This window comes from Micromonospora sp. BQ32 (genome assembly GCF_059358895.1).
In genome coordinates this window covers 122732-140899 of sequence record NZ_JCADBI010000016.1, presented here as the reverse complement: position 1 = coordinate 140899, position 18168 = coordinate 122732, and the positions used below count along the sequence as shown (strand labels likewise).

17 protein-coding genes and 1 tRNA gene are annotated in these 18168 nt (G+C 72.0%); 6 read left to right on the top strand and 12 right to left on the bottom strand.

Features of this window, described 5'->3' with window-relative positions; all coding sequences use genetic code 11:
* Positions 1 to 5 precede the first annotated feature (5 nt).
* Both AC5L30_RS26390 and AC5L30_RS26385 read right to left on the bottom strand, forming a co-directional pair.
* The gene (locus tag AC5L30_RS26390) at positions 6 to 1148 is read right to left on the bottom strand and encodes a polysaccharide pyruvyl transferase family protein (RefSeq protein ID WP_494870331.1); all 1143 of its coding nucleotides are present in this window, start codon (positions 1146 to 1148) and stop codon (positions 6 to 8) included.
* A gap of 94 nt (positions 1149 to 1242) precedes the next feature.
* The gene (locus tag AC5L30_RS26385; protein WP_494870329.1) at positions 1243 to 1722 is read right to left on the bottom strand and encodes a GNAT family N-acetyltransferase; all 480 of its coding nucleotides are present in this window, start codon (positions 1720 to 1722) and stop codon (positions 1243 to 1245) included.
* Positions 1723 to 1842: 120 nt separating this feature from the next.
* Here AC5L30_RS26385 and AC5L30_RS26380 point away from each other — a divergent pair, with 120 nt between their 5' ends.
* Entirely contained in the window at positions 1843 to 2025 is a 183-nt protein-coding gene (locus AC5L30_RS26380) for a hypothetical protein (RefSeq protein WP_494870327.1), read from the top strand.
* A 193-nt stretch (positions 2026 to 2218) separates the two neighbouring features.
* Here AC5L30_RS26380 and AC5L30_RS26375 read toward each other — a convergent pair whose 3' ends face one another.
* Positions 2219 to 2854, bottom strand: coding sequence for an HAD-IA family hydrolase (locus tag AC5L30_RS26375; RefSeq protein ID WP_494870326.1), 636 nt, complete (start codon positions 2852 to 2854; stop codon positions 2219 to 2221).
* Between the two features lie 237 nt (positions 2855 to 3091).
* On the opposite strand from AC5L30_RS26375, the gene AC5L30_RS26370 reads away from it, so the two are divergent.
* Positions 3092 to 3835 (top strand): SDR family NAD(P)-dependent oxidoreductase, encoded by a 744-nt coding sequence (locus AC5L30_RS26370; protein WP_494870325.1) that lies wholly within the window; start codon positions 3092 to 3094, stop codon positions 3833 to 3835.
* Positions 3836 to 3927: 92 nt separating this feature from the next.
* Here AC5L30_RS26370 and AC5L30_RS26365 read toward each other — a convergent pair whose 3' ends face one another.
* From AC5L30_RS26365 to AC5L30_RS26340, 6 genes are all read right to left on the bottom strand, one after another.
* Positions 3928 to 4476 (bottom strand): hypothetical protein, encoded by a 549-nt coding sequence (locus tag AC5L30_RS26365; RefSeq protein ID WP_494870323.1) that lies wholly within the window; start codon positions 4474 to 4476, stop codon positions 3928 to 3930.
* 87 nt (positions 4477 to 4563) lie between these two features.
* Positions 4564 to 4635: transfer RNA gene (locus tag AC5L30_RS26360), tRNA-Val, on the bottom strand.
* Positions 4636 to 4711: 76 nt separating this feature from the next.
* Positions 4712 to 5176, bottom strand: coding sequence for a peroxiredoxin (locus AC5L30_RS26355; protein ID WP_494870321.1), 465 nt, complete (start codon positions 5174 to 5176; stop codon positions 4712 to 4714).
* Between the two features lie 88 nt (positions 5177 to 5264).
* Positions 5265 to 5702 carry a DUF3052 domain-containing protein gene (locus AC5L30_RS26350; protein ID WP_030330240.1) on the bottom strand — a complete coding sequence of 146 codons (438 nt, stop codon included), beginning with the start codon at positions 5700 to 5702 and terminating at the stop codon, positions 5265 to 5267.
* A 112-nt stretch (positions 5703 to 5814) separates the two neighbouring features.
* Positions 5815 to 8343 carry a thiamine pyrophosphate-dependent enzyme gene (locus AC5L30_RS26345; protein ID WP_494870319.1) on the bottom strand — a complete coding sequence of 843 codons (2529 nt, stop codon included), beginning with the start codon at positions 8341 to 8343 and terminating at the stop codon, positions 5815 to 5817.
* A 51-nt stretch (positions 8344 to 8394) separates the two neighbouring features.
* Positions 8395 to 8799, bottom strand: coding sequence for a MarR family winged helix-turn-helix transcriptional regulator (locus AC5L30_RS26340; RefSeq protein ID WP_494870364.1), 405 nt, complete (start codon positions 8797 to 8799; stop codon positions 8395 to 8397).
* Positions 8800 to 9152: 353 nt separating this feature from the next.
* On the opposite strand from AC5L30_RS26340, the gene AC5L30_RS26335 reads away from it, so the two are divergent.
* On the top strand, positions 9153 to 10796 hold the full coding sequence (locus AC5L30_RS26335; protein ID WP_494870317.1) for an alkaline phosphatase D family protein: 1644 nt from the start codon (positions 9153 to 9155) through the stop codon (positions 10794 to 10796).
* 137 nt (positions 10797 to 10933) lie between these two features.
* Here AC5L30_RS26335 and AC5L30_RS26330 read toward each other — a convergent pair whose 3' ends face one another.
* Complete coding sequence (locus AC5L30_RS26330; RefSeq protein ID WP_328652683.1) at positions 10934 to 11338, bottom strand: YjbQ family protein; 405 nt, start codon at positions 11336 to 11338, stop codon at positions 10934 to 10936.
* A gap of 26 nt (positions 11339 to 11364) precedes the next feature.
* Entirely contained in the window at positions 11365 to 11826 is a 462-nt protein-coding gene (locus tag AC5L30_RS26325; RefSeq protein WP_494870316.1) for a hypothetical protein, read from the bottom strand.
* 178 nt (positions 11827 to 12004) lie between these two features.
* Here AC5L30_RS26325 and aceE point away from each other — a divergent pair, with 178 nt between their 5' ends.
* The gene (gene aceE / locus AC5L30_RS26320; protein WP_494870314.1) at positions 12005 to 14743 is read left to right on the top strand and encodes a pyruvate dehydrogenase (acetyl-transferring), homodimeric type; all 2739 of its coding nucleotides are present in this window, start codon (positions 12005 to 12007) and stop codon (positions 14741 to 14743) included.
* Positions 14744 to 14877: 134 nt separating this feature from the next.
* Here the strand turns inward: aceE and AC5L30_RS26315 are convergent, their stop codons facing one another.
* The gene (locus AC5L30_RS26315) at positions 14878 to 15324 is read right to left on the bottom strand and encodes an SRPBCC family protein (RefSeq protein ID WP_030488771.1); all 447 of its coding nucleotides are present in this window, start codon (positions 15322 to 15324) and stop codon (positions 14878 to 14880) included.
* 188 nt (positions 15325 to 15512) lie between these two features.
* Here AC5L30_RS26315 and AC5L30_RS26310 point away from each other — a divergent pair, with 188 nt between their 5' ends.
* Together AC5L30_RS26310 and AC5L30_RS26305 are read left to right on the top strand one after the other, a co-directional pair.
* The gene (locus tag AC5L30_RS26310; protein WP_494870312.1) at positions 15513 to 16862 is read left to right on the top strand and encodes a GH1 family beta-glucosidase; all 1350 of its coding nucleotides are present in this window, start codon (positions 15513 to 15515) and stop codon (positions 16860 to 16862) included.
* Positions 16859 to 18136 (top strand): MFS transporter, encoded by a 1278-nt coding sequence (locus tag AC5L30_RS26305; protein WP_494870310.1) that lies wholly within the window; start codon positions 16859 to 16861, stop codon positions 18134 to 18136. The genes AC5L30_RS26310 and AC5L30_RS26305 overlap by 4 nt, the downstream gene beginning before the upstream one ends.
* Positions 18137 to 18168: the final 32 nt, after the last annotated feature.

Sequence of the window (18168 nt, the reverse complement as noted above, 5' to 3'; positions counted from 1 at the left end):
CCCGCTCAGACCCGGGTGAGGGTCTGGCTGCGTAGGCTCTCCAACACGCCACGGGTGACCTCCGAGGTGCCGCGTGCCTGATCGCACACGTCCGCCACCCGTCGTGCGGTGGCCTCGGCGCGTTGCTCCCGCTCGTCCCAGAGTCGGTCGACCTCGGCCAGCAGCGGCCCCTCGACCTCCCGTTCCACGCCGCGTAGCGCCGGCACGCCGAGCCGTTGGGCCAGGTCGAAGACCTTGCCGGCGTACGGCAGGGGCAGGAACGGCGTACCGACCATCGCCGCGAAGATCAGGAAGTGCAGGCGCATGCCGACGGCCAGGTCGAAGTGGCGCATCAGCCCCAGCACCTGCTGCGGAGAGTAGGTGCCGTGCAGGATCCGGCCCCGCTCGGCGGCGACCATGTGGGACAGCACCCCGTGGGAGTGCCGGATGTCGTCGCGCTCCATCGGCACGAACAGCACGTACGCGTCGATCCGGTGCACCAGGAAGTCACCGATCTGGGCCAGCAGCCGGTGGTAACCGTCCACGTCGAGGCGTTCGGCGGCCCGGCCCGGCTCCCGCACGCTGATCCCGACCAACCGCTTGCCGACCGGCACCCCCTCCTCGGCCAGCAGGTGGGCCGGGAACTCCTCCGGTTGCAGGAGGAACGCCGGGTCCGCGGTGACCGTGATCGGGTTGAGCAGGCCGGCCTCCTCCAGCACCATCCGGGACTCCTGGTCCCGGACGGTCACCTGGGTCGCGCTGGCGAGCGTTTCCCGGACCATGCCGGTGTCCACCCCGTCGCTGAGCGGCCCGACCCCCACCGCGTACGTGATCAACGGCAGGCCCCGCTCCTGGGCGACCCGGACCACCCGCAGGTAACGGCGGGCCTCCCGGTCGTAGAGGATGCCGCCGCCGCCCAGGATGAGCAGGTCGAGCTGGGCCAGGACGAGGGCCGAGTCGGTCCGGCTCACGCCCTCCCAGGGCACCGCTTCGACATCCGGGTGTGCGGCCCGGGTGTGCTCCGGGTTCCGGGAGAAGACGATGATCCGGGCGTTCGGTTCCTGGTTGCGCAGATCGGTGAGCAGGCCGGTGAGGATCGCCTCGTCGCCGAGGTTTCGCCCACCGTACGAGCCCAGCACACCGATGGTCAGTCCGGCGCCGTGCGTCATCCGTCGCTCCTCCCCAGGTGCGGTCCGCGCCGGTTTCCCGCTGGGCAGGTGAACAGTCCTGCCCAGGGGACCCGTCCCGGGGGTCGTCGCCAGCTCAGCTCGCCGGGCTGATCTGCTTCGCCATCTGCTGCGAGGTGACCTCGAAACCCAGACTGCGATAGAGGCCGATCGCCACGGTGTTCGTACCGAAGACGTTCAGACCCAGCTCGGGCACGCCGAGGCGGGCGAGTTCGGCCTCGACGAGCTGAATCATCCGCCGCGCGTACCCGCGTCCCCGGTGTTCCTCGTGCACCTCGATGTTGTGGATCCACGCCTGGTCCGGGGCGGCGGGCGCCGGCAGGGTCACCCAGATCCAGCCGACCTCGGTGTCACCGACCCGGCCCACCCGCAGCAGCGCCCCCTCGGTGGCCGCGCCCGCCGGCAGCGACTCCCGGATCTGGTCGACCGACCGCTCGAGGGCCGCCTCCGGGGTCATCCCCCGGTGCGTCACCAGGTCCTCGGCGTACCCCTGCTCCAGTGGCCCCCGCAAGCGGTCCAGCTCCTGCGCCGTCATCGGCGTCAACGTCAGCTCCACGCGTCTCCCCTCGTCGTCGCCAGCGGGTAGTGCAGCAGAACCGGCCAGGCCGCGCCAGCCGTTTCCCCGCCGGGGACGGACGGGTCGGCCGGGGGTGCGCGGGCCGGCGACGATGGCGACGTGCGGATCGCCCACGTCAGCGACAGCCACCTCACCAACCCGGAGGGGGTGGCCACCTCGGTCGGCACCACCGTGGCGTTGCTGCGCGCCGCCGGGCACCGGGTCGTGCTGTACTGCCCCGGCCCACTGTCCCGGCGTCGCCGCCAACCGGGTGAGGTGCCCTCGCTGTCACCCGGCTGCTGACCGAGCGGGAGCTGCGCGCGACCGTGATCCGCGACGGGCGGGCGGCGACGGGCTGGTCCGCCGAGCGCTACCTGACCGAGCTGGTCAAGCTGTACGCGTCGCTGCCGCCCGTCCGCCCAGCGGACCCGCCGCGCAGTGGCTCAACCGCCGCTCGGTCGGCCAGACGGAGCACCGATTGACCCTGCGGGCGGGGTCAGGGTGCCGTCGGCGTCGCCTCCAGCAGGCGTGCCAGCTGCGCCAGGTCGGGCAGACGCAGGTCGCCGTCGAGCCCTTTCAGCGCGGCGGTCATCGCCCCGGCCGCCCGCCCGGCCCGCAGGCCGACCTCGGCGTCCTCGACCACCAGGCACCGCCCCACGGGTACGCCCAGCAGCGCCGCGCCCCGCAGATAACCTTCCGGGTCCGGCTTGCCGACGCTGACGTCCTCCACCGTGACGAGCACCGGCGCCTTGATGCCGGCGGCCCCGAGCCGGGCCTCGGCGAGTCGCGCGTCGGCGCTGGTCACCACCGCCCAGGGCAACCCCAGCCGGGCCAGCGCGTTCAGCAACTCGTGCGCCCCGAGGGTGGCCGTCACGTCGGACAGGTCGTCGTACTGCAACGCCAACTGCCGGGCCGCGGCGGCGGCGACCGCGCTGTCATCGAGCGCGGGTAGCAGCCGGCGGATGGTCCGGTCGGCCGGGCTGCCGTGCGCGATCGCCAACGCCGCCGCCGGGTCGACGGCGTACTCGACGGCCCACCGCTCCCACGCCCGTTCCACAGCGGCGTCCGAGTCGACCAGGGTGCCATCCATGTCGAACAGCACCGCACCAATGCCCGCCAGTTCCACGACCACGCTCCCCGAATCGAGGGTAAGGCGGCCACCCTCCCCCACCTCGCAAGATCCGCGCAACTTCGGTGATCCTGCTGCCTCGCCGCCTGGTGAGGCAGCAGGATCCGTGAAGTTGCGCGGATCATGGCGGCCCGCCGGGTCCGAAGGCCGTCGAGGATCGCGGGTATCGGACCTTGAGGTCGGAGCGAGACGTCCGATGGCCGCCAGACGGGAGGGCGGCGCGGCCAGATGATCGTTTGCATGACGACGACACTCAACGACAAGGTCGCCCTGGTGACCGGGGGTTCCCGGGGCATCGGGGCCGGCATCGCCCTACGCCTGGCACAGGACGGGGCCGACGTGGCGCTGACCTACCGGCAGGATGCCGAGCGGGCCGCGATCGTGGTGAAGCAGATCGAGGCGCTGGGCCGCAGAGCGCTGGCGATCCAGGCGGACGGCGCCGACCCGGCCGCCGTGCAGGGCGCGGTCGACCGGACGGCCGCCGAACTGGGCCGGCTGGACATCCTGGTGAACAACGCGGCGGTGTTCCTGGTCGGCGCCCTGGACGAGCTCGGCTCGGCAGAGCTGGAGCAGACGATCGCGGTCAACGTCCGGGCGCCGTACGTCGCCGCGCGGGCGGCGCTGCGGCACCTGGGCGACGGTGGACGGATCATCAGCATCGGCAGCAACGTCGGTGAACGGGCGGTCTTTCCCGGGCTGACGCTCTACGCGATGAGCAAGACGGCTCTGGTCGGGCTGACCCGGGGCCTGGCCCGTGAACTGGGCCCACGGGCCATCACCGTCAACCTGGTCAACCCCGGGCCGACGGACACCGACGCCAACCCGGCGGACGCACCGAACGCGGCGGCGATCAGTGGATTCACCGCCGTCGGCCGGTACGCTCGCCCGGCCGATATCGCGGCCACCGTCGCGCACCTGGCCAGCCCCGAGGCCGGCTACGTGACCGGTGCGGTGGTCAACGTGGACGGCGGCTTCACCAGCTGAGGAGCCCGGGCGGCGTCGACGCGCCATCCGACGCCGCCCGGCCTCAACGATCGGCGGGCGCTACGGCGCGATGGGTCAGGAACGCCGGCTCGTCAGGCGGGGTGACCCAGCACCGGGCGTACCGTGTCGACGAACGAGATCCGGCGCTTAGTCCGTACCTCGATCGCCGCGAGCCAGCGCTCCCGGTGCCGGTCGCGCAGCGGTGCGCTCCCGTCGCCCGGCTCGTCGCCGAGCCGGCGCTGGTCGGCGTACTCCGTGGTGACGCTGGTCAACACGGCCCGGCCGGCCGCCGCGACCTCCGCCGGGCCCTCCAGCAACACCAGGTTGTACGCCTCGTCCACGGCGCGCATCGCCGCGTACGCCTCGTCGTAGCCGGGCACCGGCTCGCCCCCGCCGACGTCCAGCCACCGCCGGTCCAACTGCCGGTACGCCTGGTCGCAGGCGCTCAGGAACCCGACGTACGCGTCCCGCCGCAGCTCGTCCCGACGCGTCGCCCGGCGCTCGACACTCTCCTGCCGGGCGACGGCGAGCTGGTGGGCCAACTGCCGACGGGTGCTGAGCGCGCCGACCAGCCCGGTCAGGGCGGCGGCTGCCAGGGTGGACAGAGAGGTGATCAACGCGACGGCGACGGTGTCCTGCACCCGCCCATCATGGCGCGCTACCGGTTCGGCCCCGCCGCGGGGCGGGTCCTCGCCGGCCGGTTTCATGATCAAGTGCCTGTCAAAGGGTGGGCGCGGCAGGTTTCGAACCTGCGACCCCCCGCTTGTAAGGCGGGTGCTCTCCCACTGAGCTACGCGCCCGGATCGCCCGTGTGGCGGGCCGGTGGCTGGCAAGCTTACCTGCCCACCACCGACCCGGGCGCACGGCGTACCCCGGTCAGTTGGTCGCTTCGGCGATGGCCTTGCGCCAGCCCTGCTGGTCGCGGGCCTCGCTCGGGCCGTTCATCTCGGCGAAGCGGACCACGCCGGTCCTGTCGATGACGAACGTGCCCCGGTTGGCGACGCCGGCCACGTCGTTGAAGACCCCGTACGCCTGGGCGACGGCGCCGTGCGGCCAGAAGTCGGCCAGCATCGGGAACTGGTAGCCCTCCCGGTCGGCCCAGATCTTGTGGCTGTAGGCCGAGTCGACGCTGACGGTCAGCACCTGCACGTCGTCGTTCACGTAGTCGCCGAGGTTGTCTCGCACCTCACCCAACTCGCCCTGGCAGGTGCCGGTGAAGGCGAGCGGGTAGAAGACCAGCAGCACGGTGCGCCTACCCCGGAAGTCCGAGAGTCGGACCTCCTGGTTGTTCTGGTCCTTGAGCACGAAGTCGGGTGCTTCGGCACCAACCTCGATGGGCATGCGAACTCTCCTCGCGTCGAGTCAGGTGACAGCGCCAGCCGGCTACCCGGCGGTGGGCGGACCGTCGGGCGAGCGAAAGCGGTGCTGGCTACTTCTTGGCCTTGGCCCCTCGACGCAGCACCAGACGTGCGCCGCTCCAGTCCCGGCCGGCGTTGACGGTCGAGGTCTGCTGAAGGCCGGCGGTGGGCGCGGACTCCGCGACCTCGCTCGGCTCGACGTGCCCCTCGCGCCCCGCCTTCGGGGTGAGCAGCCACACGACGCCGTTGTCGGCCAGCGGGCCGAGGGCATCGACGAGCAGCTCGAAGAGGTCACCGTCGCCGTCCCGGTACCAAACCAGCACCGCGTCGACCACCTCGTCGGTGTCCTCGTCGACCAGATCTCCACAGCGGTCGGTCAGGGCGTCTCGGAGATCCTGGTCGACGTCGTCGTCGTACCCCATCTCCATGACGACCATCCCCGGTTCGATCCCGAACCGGTCCGCCAGGCTGCGTACCCCGTCGGCGGCCTGACCAGCGGTCGCGCTCACTGTCGCGTGCCTCCTCATCTCGTCCCTGCTCGCGGCGTCGGTGCGACGCCGTCAGGCAAAGTCCACACAGTTGTTGGTCTGCGCGCAAGTGGCGCACCGGGTGGAACGGAATTTACCGTGCCAGCAGCGTACGGGCACCGTCGGTAATGGCTTCCGCGGAGACCAGTACGTGACGTGCTGCCGGACCTAATGGTACAAACGAGTCAACTCCCGCCACTCGACGCGCGGCACCGACATATCCGGCGTCGACCAGTGCGGCGATCACGCCCTCGCCGACCCCGCCGGAGCGGCGCGTCTCGTCCACCACCAGCACCCGGCCGGTCGCCGAGGACTCCCGGATGATGTCGGCCACCGGCAGCGGGGCCAGCCACCGCAGATCCACCACCCGGGTGCCCACCCCCTCCTCGGCGAGGACGGCCGCGGCCCGCAGCGACATCCGTACCCCGTTACCGAAGGTGATGATGGTGAGGTCGTCCGCCGAGCCAACCCGGTAGACCCGGGCCCGCCCGACCGGCACGTGCCCGGCCACCCACCCGCCCGGCTCCGGATAGCCGGCCAGCCACTCCCCGTCACCCTCCGCATACAGGTCGCGGGTGTGGTAGAGCGCGATCGGCTCCAGGAACACGCAGACACTGCCGTCCACCGCCGCGCTCGCCAGACAGGTCCGCAGCATGGGCGCGGCATCGTCCGGCCGCGCCGGCACCGCGACCACCAGACCGGGCACATCCCGGAGTACGGCCACCGAGTTGTCGTTGTGGAAGTGCCCGCCGAACCCCTCCTGGTACGCCAGGCCCGCCACCCGCACCACCATCGGGTTGCGGAACGCCCCCTGCGAGAAGAACCGCATGGTGGCCGCCTCGCCGCGCAGCTGGTCCTCGGCGTTGTGCAGGTACGCCAGGTACTGGATCTCCGGCACCGGCAGCATCCCGGCCAACCCGGCACCGAGGCCCAGCCCCAGCACCGACGTCTCGTCGAGCAGGGTGTCGAAGACCCGAGCCGCCCCGAACCGGTCGCGCAGCCCCTTCGTCACCCCGTACACGCCGCCCTTGGCGGCCACGTCCTCACCGAAGATCGCCATCTGCGGGTGGTCGAGCATCCCGTCGGCGAGTGCGGCGTTGATGCTCTGCGCCAGCGTCATCGGCCCGGCCAGCTCCGGTGGCTTGCCACCGAACGCCTCCGCCCGAGCGCCCGCGCCCGGGCCGCTGGCCCGCGCCGCCGCGTCGGCCACCGCCCGCGCCACCCGCACCGGACGGCGGGGTGCCAGCGCCGACACCACGTCGGCCGCGGCGGCCAGCTTCGGCTCGCCCAGCACCTCCTCGGCCAGCCGGCGTACCTGCCAGCCGGTCTCGTCGTACCGGGCCAGCAACTCCTCGCCGGTCGCCACTCCGGCGTCGACCAGCAGCCGCGCGGTGGCGGCCACCGGGTCCCGGTCCAGGTCCTCGGCCAGCTCGGCCGGGCCCCGGTACGCCGACTCCGCGTCCGCCCCGGCGTGCCCCATCAGCCGTACGGTGCGCAGGTGCAGCACGGCCGGCCGCCGGTTGCGGCGTACCCAGGCCGCGGCTTCCGCCGCCACCGCGTACGTCCGCACCGGGTCGACCCCGTCCGCGCTGAAGTAGCGGATGCCCGGCTTGGCCCGCAGGGTCGCCTCGACCCAGCCCTCCGGCGAGCGGACGCTGATGCCCAGCCCGTTGTCCTCGCAGACGAAGAGCACCGGAATCCGCAACCCGGCGTGGTCGTACCAGCCGGCGGTGTTGAAGGCGGCGGTGGCGCTGGCGTGGTTGACCGAGGCGTCGCCGAAGGAGCAGACCACGATCGCGTCCGGCGGCCAGGGGGCGTGTGTCGCGCCCGCGCCGCTGCCGACCCGCACCCCGGCCCCGGTACGCCGTCCGACGCTGTCCAGCCGGCGCAGCCGCTCCACGGCCAGTCCCATCCCGACCGCGCGGGGCAGGTGCGAGGCGATGGTGGAGGTGGTCGGCACGATGGCCAGGTCGGCCCGGCCGAACACCTTGTGCCGGCCCCCGGCGATCGGCTCAAGACTCGACGCGACCATCCCGCGCAGCACGTCCCGGGCCGCGTCGGCGTACGCCGCGAACCCGCTGGCGGCCACGGTTGCCGAGGTCGGTTCGGTCCCGGCCGGCTCCGATTCGGACACCTCCCAATCGGCGGTCCGCTCGGGGCCGCGGGTCGATACCCCGTCGACGGTCGACTCGGCGCCGGCAGACGGCTCGGTGCCCGCAGACGGCTCGGTGCCGGCGGTCCCCGTCGGGCCGGCGGTCCCGGTCAGCGTTGGGTCGGCGGCGGCCTGGGCGGCGCGGAGGCAGTAGAAGGCGCCGGAGCGGTAGTGCAGCAGCGCCGGGTCGGTGGGACGCAGCGCGGCGGCGACCGCGGCGTTGCCCTCGTGCCCGGCCGAGCCGATGGTGTAGAAACCCTCCCCGAAGCTGCGCAACCAGCGGCCGGCCAGGTCGAGCTGCCGGCTGGTCACCTGTGCGTCGAACAGGTCCAGCACCTGTGCGCCGGTCAGTGGGGCGTCGTCGGTGACCGGGTCGGCGGGGTCACGCCGCCGCTCGGCGGCGGGCAGCGCCGCCAGCGTCTCCCGGAACCGGTCGTCGAGATCTTGCGGGGTGGTCACGTCGGACAGCATTACCGACGGAAGCCCTGCTCGCCCAGTGGGACACGGCCGGCGGGGGTGCGCTCACTCCGGCCCGAAGGACTCCGGACAGCCGCCGTCGGACACCTTCCAGACCAGGTCACGAAGGGTGCTCAGCTCCTCGTCGCTCAGCCCGGACAGGAGTCGGGAGTCGGACATCACCTCGATCACCCGGGCCCGCACGGCCCGGCCCTCCCCGGTCACCAGCAGCGTCTTCTGCCGCCGGTCCGTCGGGTCGGTGCGACGCTCCACCAGCCCGGCCTGCTCCAGCTTGTCGACCAGCACCGTCACGTTCGACCGGTCGCAACCCAGCTGACCGGCGAGATCCCGGGCCGGCAGCGGGTGGTCCGGGTCCAACTCCCGCAGGGCCCGGGCCGCCGCCGGGGTGAGCCCCAACTCGGCGAACGCGGTGCCCTGCCGGTGTCGCAGCGCGGCGGTGACGTGCGCCATCCGCCGCACCACATCGACGGCGAGACCGGCCCGATCCACCAGCCCACCCACTGCGGAACCCACCTGCCGCGTCACGACCACATCGTACGCAGCACGCCCGTTCCGCCAGCTCAGCGATCAGGCCCAGGCGCACCGACCGGACGGCCACACCGGGCCGCAGCCCGGCCGGCCGGATCACCCGTCGGACGGCGGATCGGTGGGCGACGGATCGGTGGGCGACGGGTCAGGACGGAGCGACAGCGGTCATCGGTGTTCGACTGCCGGCGACGAGCAGGGCCACTCACTGTCACCTGTCGGCCACCGGGGCTCGCGAGGCTCCCGGAGTCACGAAGATCGGACTCTGGGGAGGATCCGTGTCACTGTCCCGACGTACCATCCTGCTGTCCGGAGCACTCGGCGCCGCGGGCGCGGTCACCGGGCTGCCGGCGGCGGCCGGCGCAGCGGCGGGCCGGCCGCTGGCCTATCCGTTCACCCTCGGTGTGGCCTCCGGCGATCCCGACCACGACGGGTTCGTGCTGTGGACCCGCCTGGCCCCGCAGCCACTGGCCGAGGACGGCCTCGGCGGCATGCCGGACCGCGACGTGCCGGTGCACTGGGAGTTGGCCGCCGACGAGCGGTTCCGGCATGTGGTGCGCCGCGGGGTCGCGGTCGCCCGCACCCGCTCGGCGCACAGCGTGCACGTGGAGTTGGCCGGCCTGCTGCCAGGGCGCGAGTACTTCTACCGGTTCCGTGCCGAGCGCCACGTCTCGCCGACCGGACGCACCCGCACCGCCCCGGCACCGTGGACCATGCCGGCCGCCCTGGCAATGGGCTTCGCCTCCTGCTCCCAGTACGAGCACGGCTACTTCACCGCCTACCGGCGGCTGGCCGAGACCGAGCCGGAGCTGATCCTGCACCTGGGCGACTACCAGTACGAGTACGCCCCGGACACGTACAACGTCCCCGGTGGCAACCCGCGTGACCACGAGGGGCCGGAGACCCGGACGCTGGCCAACTACCGGCAGCGGCACGCCCAGTACAAGACCGACGCCGACCTGCAGGCCGCGCACGCGGTGGCGCCGTGGGCGGTGGTGTTCGACGACCACGAGGTGGAGAACAACTGGGCCGACGAGGTGCCCGAGGCACCGGATCCGGAGTTCCCCGCGCGGCGGGCGGCAGCGTTCCAGGCGTACTACGAGAACATGCCGCTGCGGCGCACCTCGATCCCCCGCGGCATCGACATGCAGCTCTACCGGCGGGTGCGCTGGGGGCGGCTGGCCACGTTCCACATGCTCGACACCCGGCAGTACCGCGACGACCAGGCCTGCGGCGACGGCTACCGTGACTGCGCGGCGGCATCCGACCCGGCCCGGTCGATCACCGGGGCCGAGCAGGAGGCGTGGCTCCTGGACGGCTTCCGTCGCTCGGACGCCCAGTGGGACATCCTGGGCCAACAGGTCTTCTTCGCTCAACGGGACAACAACTCCGGCCCGCTCACCGTCACCAGCATGGACTCCTGGGACGGCTACGTCGCCTCCCGGGACCGCATCACCCGGGGTTGGTTGGCCGCCGGGGTACGCAACCCGGTGGTGCTGACCGGCGACGTGCACGCGCACTGGGCCAGCGATCTCAAGCTGGACTATGCCGACCCGACCTCGCGCACCGTCGGCACCGAAGTGGTCTGCTCCTCGATCACCTCGACGGGTGACGGCGCGGACTCGGCATCCGGCTCGCACCCGTGGTTCGCGTTCAACCCGCACCTCCGCTTCCAGAACAACCTGCGGGGGTACGTGCGCACCACGATCACCCCGGGACAGCTCACCGCCGACTTCGACGTGCTGCCGTACGTCAGTCGGCCGGGCGCGCCCGCGTACACCCGGGCCTCGTTCGTGATCGAGGACCGCGTGCCCGGCCTGCACCAGACGGCGGACAACCCGCTCCCGTCGGCGGCCCGCACTGCCACGCCATCCGCGGACCCCGGGCAGCAAACCGTCCAGCAGGAGACCGCCCGCCCGTAACCCGCCCTACGCCTCAAGATCCGCGCAACATCAGGGAACTTGTTGCCTCGCCACGGGCCGAGGCAGCAGTTTCGGGGAAGTTGTGCGGATCTTGAGGCGGGCCGGCGTCCCGGCAAGACCGGCGGGCAGGCGGGCGGTCAGCCGGGGAGGAAGGAGAAGCGGACCTGGCGGGTCGGGTTGTCGCCGTTGGTGTCGACGAGGCAGATCGACTGCCAGGTGCCGAGCGCCAGCCGGCCGCCGAGCACCGGCAGCGTGGCGTACGGCGGGATGAACGCCGGCAGCACGTGGTCGCGGCCGTGGCCGGGCGAGCCGTGGCGGTGCCGCCAGCGGTCCTCGGTGGGGAGCAGGTCGTCCACGGCGCTGAGCAGGTCGTCGTCGGAGCCCGACCCGGTCTCGATGATCGCCAGGCCGGCGGTGGCGTGCGGCACGAAGACGTGCAGCAGGCCGTCGCCCTCGCCCGAGACGAACTGCTGGGCTTCGGCGGTGATGTCCCGGACGGTCGGCCGGGACCCGGTCTGGACGGTGATCACGTCGCTGCGCATACGTCGCATTCTGCCGCAGGGCGGGGTCAGGAGCTGCCGCCACCGCCGCCGGAGTCGCCGCCGCCGGACCAGCCGCCGCCGGAGTCACCCCCGGACCCGCCGCCGGAGTCACCGCTGGACCAGCCCCAGCCGGACCAGCCGCCGCCGGAGTCGCCGCCGCCGACTGATTCCGTACCGTCGGAGCGGTCGTGCTCGCCGTCCCGCTGCCGGTCGACGTGCCAACCGCTACCGGCGTCCCCGGTTGGCCCCGGGTAGAAGCCGCCATCCGAGTCCGGACGACGGCGGCGACGGCGGGCCTGGCCGCTCAGACGGGCCGCGCGGACAGCGTCCCGCAGGAGAGCCGCGCCGAGCACGGCCAGCAGTGCGCCGAGGGCCACCAGTCCCACCATCGGCAGGTTGCCGGCGGCGAGGGCGACCGCGCCGATGACCAGGCCAACCACCCCGACAACGATCATGCTCGCGGCGACCGCGACACGGCGTCCGTTCATGGTGGTGACGGTAGGAGGGGCGGTCAAACCGCTCAGGTACCGCCCGGCCGTCGCGCTAAGTTACCGGCGAGTACCTGTGTTGAGCATCGCGTCGGGGGGACCTAGACGTGACGAGGGGTGCCACCAGGGGGCAGGATGGTGCTAGAGACCTATCCCACACACAACCGAGGGAACGCCTGTGGCTACGGAACGCAAGCGCCCGGTGATCAGCGACGGCCTACCGAGCCAGCTTCCGGACATCGACCCTGAAGAGACCAGCGAATGGGTCGAGTCGCTTGACGGTGTCATCGACGAACGTGGAGCCAAACGGGCCCGCTACGTCATGCTGCGCCTGCTGGAGCGGGCCCGTGAGCGCCAGGTCGGGGTTCCGCCCCTGACCACCACCGATTACATCAACACCATCCCGTCGGAGCGCGAGCCCTGGTTCCCGGGTGACGAGCACGTCGAGCGGCGGATCCGGGCGTACGTCCGGTGGAACGCCGCCATGCTGGTGCACCGGGCGCAGCGCCCGGAGATCGGCGTCGGCGGGCACATCTCCACCTTCGCCAGCTCGGCGTCGCTCTACGAGGTGGGCTTCAACCACTTCTTCCGGGGCAAGAACCACCCGGGCGGCGGCGACCAGATCTTCTACCAGGGCCACGCCTCCCCCGGCATGTACGCGCGGGCGTTCCTGGAGGGGCGGCTCAGCGAGCACCAGCTCGACGGCTTCCGCCAGGAGCTGTCACACCCCGGTGGTGGGCTGCCCTCGTACCCGCACCCTCGGCTGATGCCGGACTTCTGGGAGTTCCCCACCGTCTCGATGGGCCTCGGCGGTCTGAACGCGATCTACCAGGCCCGGTTCAACCGGTACATGCAGCACCGCGGCATCAAGGACACCTCCCAGCAGCACGTCTGGGCGTTCCTCGGCGACGGCGAGATGGACGAGCCGGAGACGCTCGGCGCCATCGGTGTGGCCGCCCGTGAGGAGCTGGACAACCTCACCTTCGTGATCAACTGCAACCTGCAGCGGCTGGACGGCCCGGTCCGGGGCAACGGCAAGGTCATGCAGGAGCTGGAGGCGTTCTTCCGGGGTGCCGGCTGGAACGTGATCAAGGTCGTCTGGGGTCGTGAGTGGGACCCGCTGCTCGCCGCGGACACCGACGGCGCGCTGGTCAACCTGATGAACACCACGACGGACGGCGACTACCAGACCTACAAGGCGGAGTCGGGCGCGTACGTGCGGGAGCACTTCTTCGGCCGGGACGCCCGGACCCGCAAGATGGTCGAGCCGCTCAGCGACGATGAGATCTGGAACCTCAAGCGGGGTGGGCACGACTACCGCAAGCTCTACGCGGCCTACAAGGCGGCCACCGAGCACACCGGTCAGCCCACCGTCATCCTGGCGAAGACGATCAAGGGCTGGACCCTGGGCTCGCACTTCGAGGGCCGCAACGCGACCCACCAGATGAAGAAGCTGACGCTGGAGGACTTGAAGACCTTCCGTGACCGGCTCTACCTGGACATCCCGGACTCGGCGCTGGAGGACAACCCCTACCTGCCGCCGTACTTCCACCCGGGCGAGAAGTCCGAGGAGCTGGCGTACCTCAAGGAGCGGCGCGAGCAGCTCGGCGGGTACCTGCCGTCCCGGCGGACCAGCACGAAGCGGCTGGCCATCCCCGGCCCGGAGCGGTTCGCCGACATCAAGCGCGGCTCGGGCAAGCAGAAGGTGGCCACCACGCAGGCCTTCGTCCGTCTGCTCAAGGACGTGATGAAGGACAAGGAGTTCGGCAAGCGCTGGGTGCCGATCATCCCGGACGAGGCACGCACCTTCGGTCTCGACTCGATCTTCCCGACCGCGAAGATCTACTCGCCGCACGGCCAGCGCTACACCTCGGTCGACCGCGAGCTGTTCCTGTCGTACAAGGAGTCGACCTCCGGGCAGATCCTGCACGAGGGGATCAACGAGGCCGGTTCGGTGGCCTCGTTCACCGCAGCCGGCTCGGCGTACGCCACGCACGACGAGCCGATGATCCCGATGTACATCTTCTACTCGATGTTCGGGTTCCAGCGGACCGCCGACGGGCTGTGGGCCGCGGCCGACCAGATGGCCCGGGGCTTCCTGCTCGGCGCCACCGCGGGTCGGACCACGCTCAACGGTGAGGGCCTCCAGCACGAGGACGGCCACTCGCTGCTGATCGCCGCCACCAACCCGGCCGTGGTCGCGTACGACCCGGCGTTCGCGTACGAGATCGCGCACATCCTGGAGCAGGGTCTGCACCGGATGTACGGGGACGCGCAGGAGAACGTCTTCTACTACCTGACGGTCTACAACGAGCCGACGCTCCAGCCGGCCGAGCCGGCCGATGTGGACGTGGAGGGCCTGCTCAAGGGCATCTACCGCTACTCGCCGGCACCGCAGGTCGACGGCCCGAAGGCCAACCTGCTCGCCTCTGGCACGGGGATGCAGTGGGCGCTCAAGGCCCAGCAGCTGCTCGCCCAGGACTGGGGGGTCGGCGCCGACGTCTGGTCGGTGACCTCCTGGACCGAGCTGCGCCGCGACGCGGTGGAGACCGAGGAGTACAACCTGCTCAACCCGGGCGCCGAGGCGAAGGTTCCGTACATCCAGCAGAAGCTGGCCGACGCGGACGGGCCGAAGGTCGCGGTCAGCGACTTCATGCGCGCGGTACCGGATCTGATCGCCCGCTGGGTACCCGGCGACTACACGTCGCTCGGCACCGACGGTTTCGGCATGTCGGACACCCGGCACGCGCTGCGCCGGCACTTCCACGTCGACGCGGAGTCGATCGTGGTGGCCACGCTGCGGCAGCTCGCCCGCAGCGGCGCGGTGGCGACCACGGTGCCGGCCGAGGCCGCCAAGAAGTACGCGATCGACGACGTCAACGCCGCCCCGGTCGGCGAGACCGGCGGCGACAGCTGACCCAGCACCACTGAGGAGGGCCCGGCGCAGTTGCGCCGGGCCCTTTTCGGTGTACGGAGCGGCGGTGGCCCGGGAGCCCTGGCGGGGATCCGGACCACCGCCGTCGCGGGTGACGCCGGGAGGATGGGCGCTCGTCAGCCGACGGCGGCCAGGTCGGTGAGCCGGGCCAGCGAGTCCTCCAGGTCGGCGCCGACCCGACGCAGTCCGAGGCGCAGCAGGGCCGCCTTGACCGGGCCGGCCGGCCAACGGACCACGATGAGGCGCACGATGGTCCCGCCCTCCTCCTCGTCTCCGGTGAGCTGGACGTAGATCTCGGTGCGCGCCTCCGCCCGAGATCCGGCGCCCTTGGCCCGTTCCCGCCAGCCGATCAGCGTCGGCTCCTGGTAGGCGATCACCTCGGCCTCATGCGCCGAGCCGCGCCCCGCCTGGACCAGTTGTCGCCGCCCGAAGCCCTCTCCCGAGAGCACTTCGGCCGCGCGAACCCCGGCCAGCCAGGCCGGCAACTGCTCGGCCCGCTGCACGACATCCCAGACCACTTCAATTGGCGCCGCCACGTGCGCACTGCGTTCCACGAGGATCATTTCCGTCTTTCCTCCGGTGAGGACATCACACGATATCGGCACTCTATGCGTTAAATCGGACTTACCTGGACGGGTTCGGAAAAAGACACGCCGATCAACCATTGCGCATTGCGCCAGGCCGGCCTATGGCGCATTCATCGAGAGCGCCCTAAAGTCCCGAGCACGTTTCACGTTGACCGGGAGGGCGCATGTCGACCGCACCGATGCCCCAGTTCCCCACCGGCTTCCGCTGGGGCGTCTCCACATCGGCCCACCAGATCGAGGGCGCCACGACGGCCGACGGCCGAGCTCCGTCCATCTGGGACACCTTCGCCCGCACCCCCGGGCGGATCAGCGACGGCAGCAGCGGCGAGGTGGCCTGCGACCACTACCACCGGCACACCGAGGACGTGGCGCTGCTGGCTGGCCTGGGCGTCTCCGCGTACCGGTTCTCCATCGCCTGGCCTCGGATCCAGCCCACCGGCACCGGCCCGGCCAACCCGGCCGGCCTGGACTTCTACGACCGGCTGGTGGACGAGTTACTGGCCGCCGGTGTCGACCCGGTGGCCACCCTCTACCACTGGGACCTGCCGCAACCCCTGGAGGACGCCGGCGGCTGGCTGCACCGCGACACCGCCGCCCGGTTCGCCGAGTACGCCGAGAAGACCGCCGCCCGGCTCGGCGACCGGGTCCGGCTCTGGATCACCCTGAACGAGCCGTTCATCCACATGAGCCTCGGCTACGGCATGGGAGTGCACGCCCCCGGCCGGATGCTGCTGTTCGACGCCTTCCCGGTCGCCCACCACCAACTGCTCGGGCACGGGCTCGCGGTCGCCGCGCTGCGGACCCACACCGCCAGCCCGGTGGCGATCGCCAACAACTACTCGCCGGTGCGGGTGCTCGGCGACCGCGACGCCGACCGGGCCGCCGGGGCGGCGTACGAGGCGCTGCACAACCGGCTCTTCACCGACCCGCTGCTCGGTCGCGGATACCCGGAGCTGCCCGGCCCCGACCCGAGCGTCATCCACCCCGGCGACCTCGACACGATCGCCGCGCCGATCGACGTGCTCGGGGTCAACTACTACAACCCCACCGGGGTACGGGCGGCCGAGGAGGGTTCACCCCTGCCGTTCGACCTGGTCCCGCTGGACGGGTACCCGCGTACCGCGTTCGACTGGCCGGTAGCCCCGGACGGGTTGCGCGAGCTGCTCGGCTGGCTGCGTGACACGTACGGCGACGCGCTGCCGCCCATCGAGATCACCGAGAGCGGCTGCGCGTACGACGACGCACCCGACGCCGACGGGCAGGTGGCCGACCCGGAGCGGATCGCGTACCTCGACGGGCACCTGCGCGCGGTCCGGGCCGCCGTCGACGACGGGGTGGACGTGCGCGGGTACTTCGTCTGGTCGCTGCTGGACAACTGGGAGTGGGCCGAGGGGTTCACCAAGCGCTTCGGTCTGGTGCACGTCGACTACGGCACCCAGACCCGTACGCCGAAGTCGTCGTACACCTGGTTGCGGAACGTGATCGCGGCCAGCCGGCCGGGGTCGGCGCGGTGACCACCCTCGACCCCACGCCGGCGTCGCTGCCGGCGGCGCTCGCCGAGCCGACGGTGCCGGTGCGGCGCGGCTGGATCGGCCTGATCTTCGCGGCCAACCTCGGCGTGTGGATGGCGTTCTTCACGCCCATCCAGGTGCTGCTGCCGCAGCAGATCGAGCAGATCGCGCCCGGCGACAAGGAGAACATGCTGGCCGTGGTCACCGGCCTCGGTGCGCTGGCCGCGGTGCTGGCCAACCCCCTCGCGGGCGCGCTCTCCGACCGGACCTGCCTGCGGATCGCCGGCCGCGAACTCGGTCGTCGGCACGTCTGGACGGCGGGCGGGGCCGTGCTCGGCGCGGCGGCCCTGGTGCTGCTGGCCCAGCAACGGACCATCCTCGGGGTCGCCCTCGGCTGGGTCGCCGCGCAGGTCTGCTTCAACGCGATGTTGGCCAGCCTCACCGCGGCCGTCCCGGACCGGGTCCCGGTGCGCCAGCGCGGCGGGGTCTCGGGGTGGGTGGGCATCCCGCAGGCGCTCGGGTTGGTGCTCGGCGCGGTGCTGGTCACCGCCGTGGTCACCGGCAACGCCGCCGGCTACCTGGCCATCGCCGTGGCCATCCTGCTGCTGTCGTTGCCGTTCGCGCTGCTCACTCCCGACGAACCGCTGCCGCGTACGCATCGGCCGGTGATCCGGACGCGGGCGCTGCTGGCCTCGATGTGGATCAGCCCTCGCCGGCACCCGGATTTCGCCTGGGCCTGGATCACCCGGTTCCTGGTCCAGCTCGGCAACGCCCTGGGCACCCTCTACCTGCTGTACTTCCTCAGCGACGGGGTCCGCCACCCCGACCCCGAGGGCGGCCTGCTGGTGCTGATCCTGCTCTACACGCTCGGGATGATGCTGACCGCGGTGATCGCCGGCCGGCTGTCCGACCGGTCCGGCCGCCGCAAGATCTACGTGATCGCCTCCGGGCTGATCATGGCGGTGGCGGCGCTGCTGCTCGCGGTCGCGCCGGTCTGGCCGATGGCCATCGTCGCGGCGCTGCTGCTCGGCGCCGGCTACGGCGTCTACCTCTCGGTCGACGCCGCGTTGATCACTCAGGTGCTGCCCCGGGCCACCGACCGGGCCAAGGACCTGGGCGTCATCAACATCGCCAACTCGGCGCCGCAGGTGCTCGGCCCGGCGCTCTCCGCCCCGCTCGTGGTGTACCTGGGCGGCTATCCCACGCTCTACGCGGTCACCGCCGTGGTCACCCTGCTCGGCAGCGCCCTGGTCGTCAAGATCCGCTCGGTCCCCTGAGCCAGGGGGCGGTGGCGCAAAGCAGTCGCGTA

Excerpts from the sequence above, each read along its gene's own strand:
- AC5L30_RS26325 (WP_494870316.1), bottom strand. The coding sequence starts at position 11,826 with ATGAACGGACGCCGTGTCGCGGTCGCCGCGAGCATGATCGTTGTCGGG.
- AC5L30_RS26330 (WP_328652683.1), bottom strand. The coding sequence starts at position 11,338 with ATGCGCAGCGACGTGATCACCGTCCAGACCGGGTCCCGGCCGACCGTC.
- AC5L30_RS26310 (WP_494870312.1), top strand. The coding sequence starts at position 15,513 with ATGTCGACCGCACCGATGCCCCAGTTCCCCACCGGCTTCCGCTGGGGC.
- AC5L30_RS26390 (WP_494870331.1), bottom strand. The coding sequence starts at position 1,148 with ATGACGCACGGCGCCGGACTGACCATCGGTGTGCTGGGCTCGTACGGT.
- AC5L30_RS26370 (WP_494870325.1), top strand. The coding sequence starts at position 3,092 with ATGACGACGACACTCAACGACAAGGTCGCCCTGGTGACCGGGGGTTCC.
- AC5L30_RS26345 (WP_494870319.1), bottom strand. The coding sequence starts at position 8,343 with ATGCTGTCCGACGTGACCACCCCGCAAGATCTCGACGACCGGTTCCGG.
- AC5L30_RS26340 (WP_494870364.1), bottom strand. The coding sequence starts at position 8,799 with ATGGCGCACGTCACCGCCGCGCTGCGACACCGGCAGGGCACCGCGTTC.
- AC5L30_RS26315 (WP_030488771.1), bottom strand. The coding sequence starts at position 15,324 with ATGATCCTCGTGGAACGCAGTGCGCACGTGGCGGCGCCAATTGAAGTG.
- AC5L30_RS26355 (WP_494870321.1), bottom strand. The coding sequence starts at position 5,176 with ATGCCCATCGAGGTTGGTGCCGAAGCACCCGACTTCGTGCTCAAGGAC.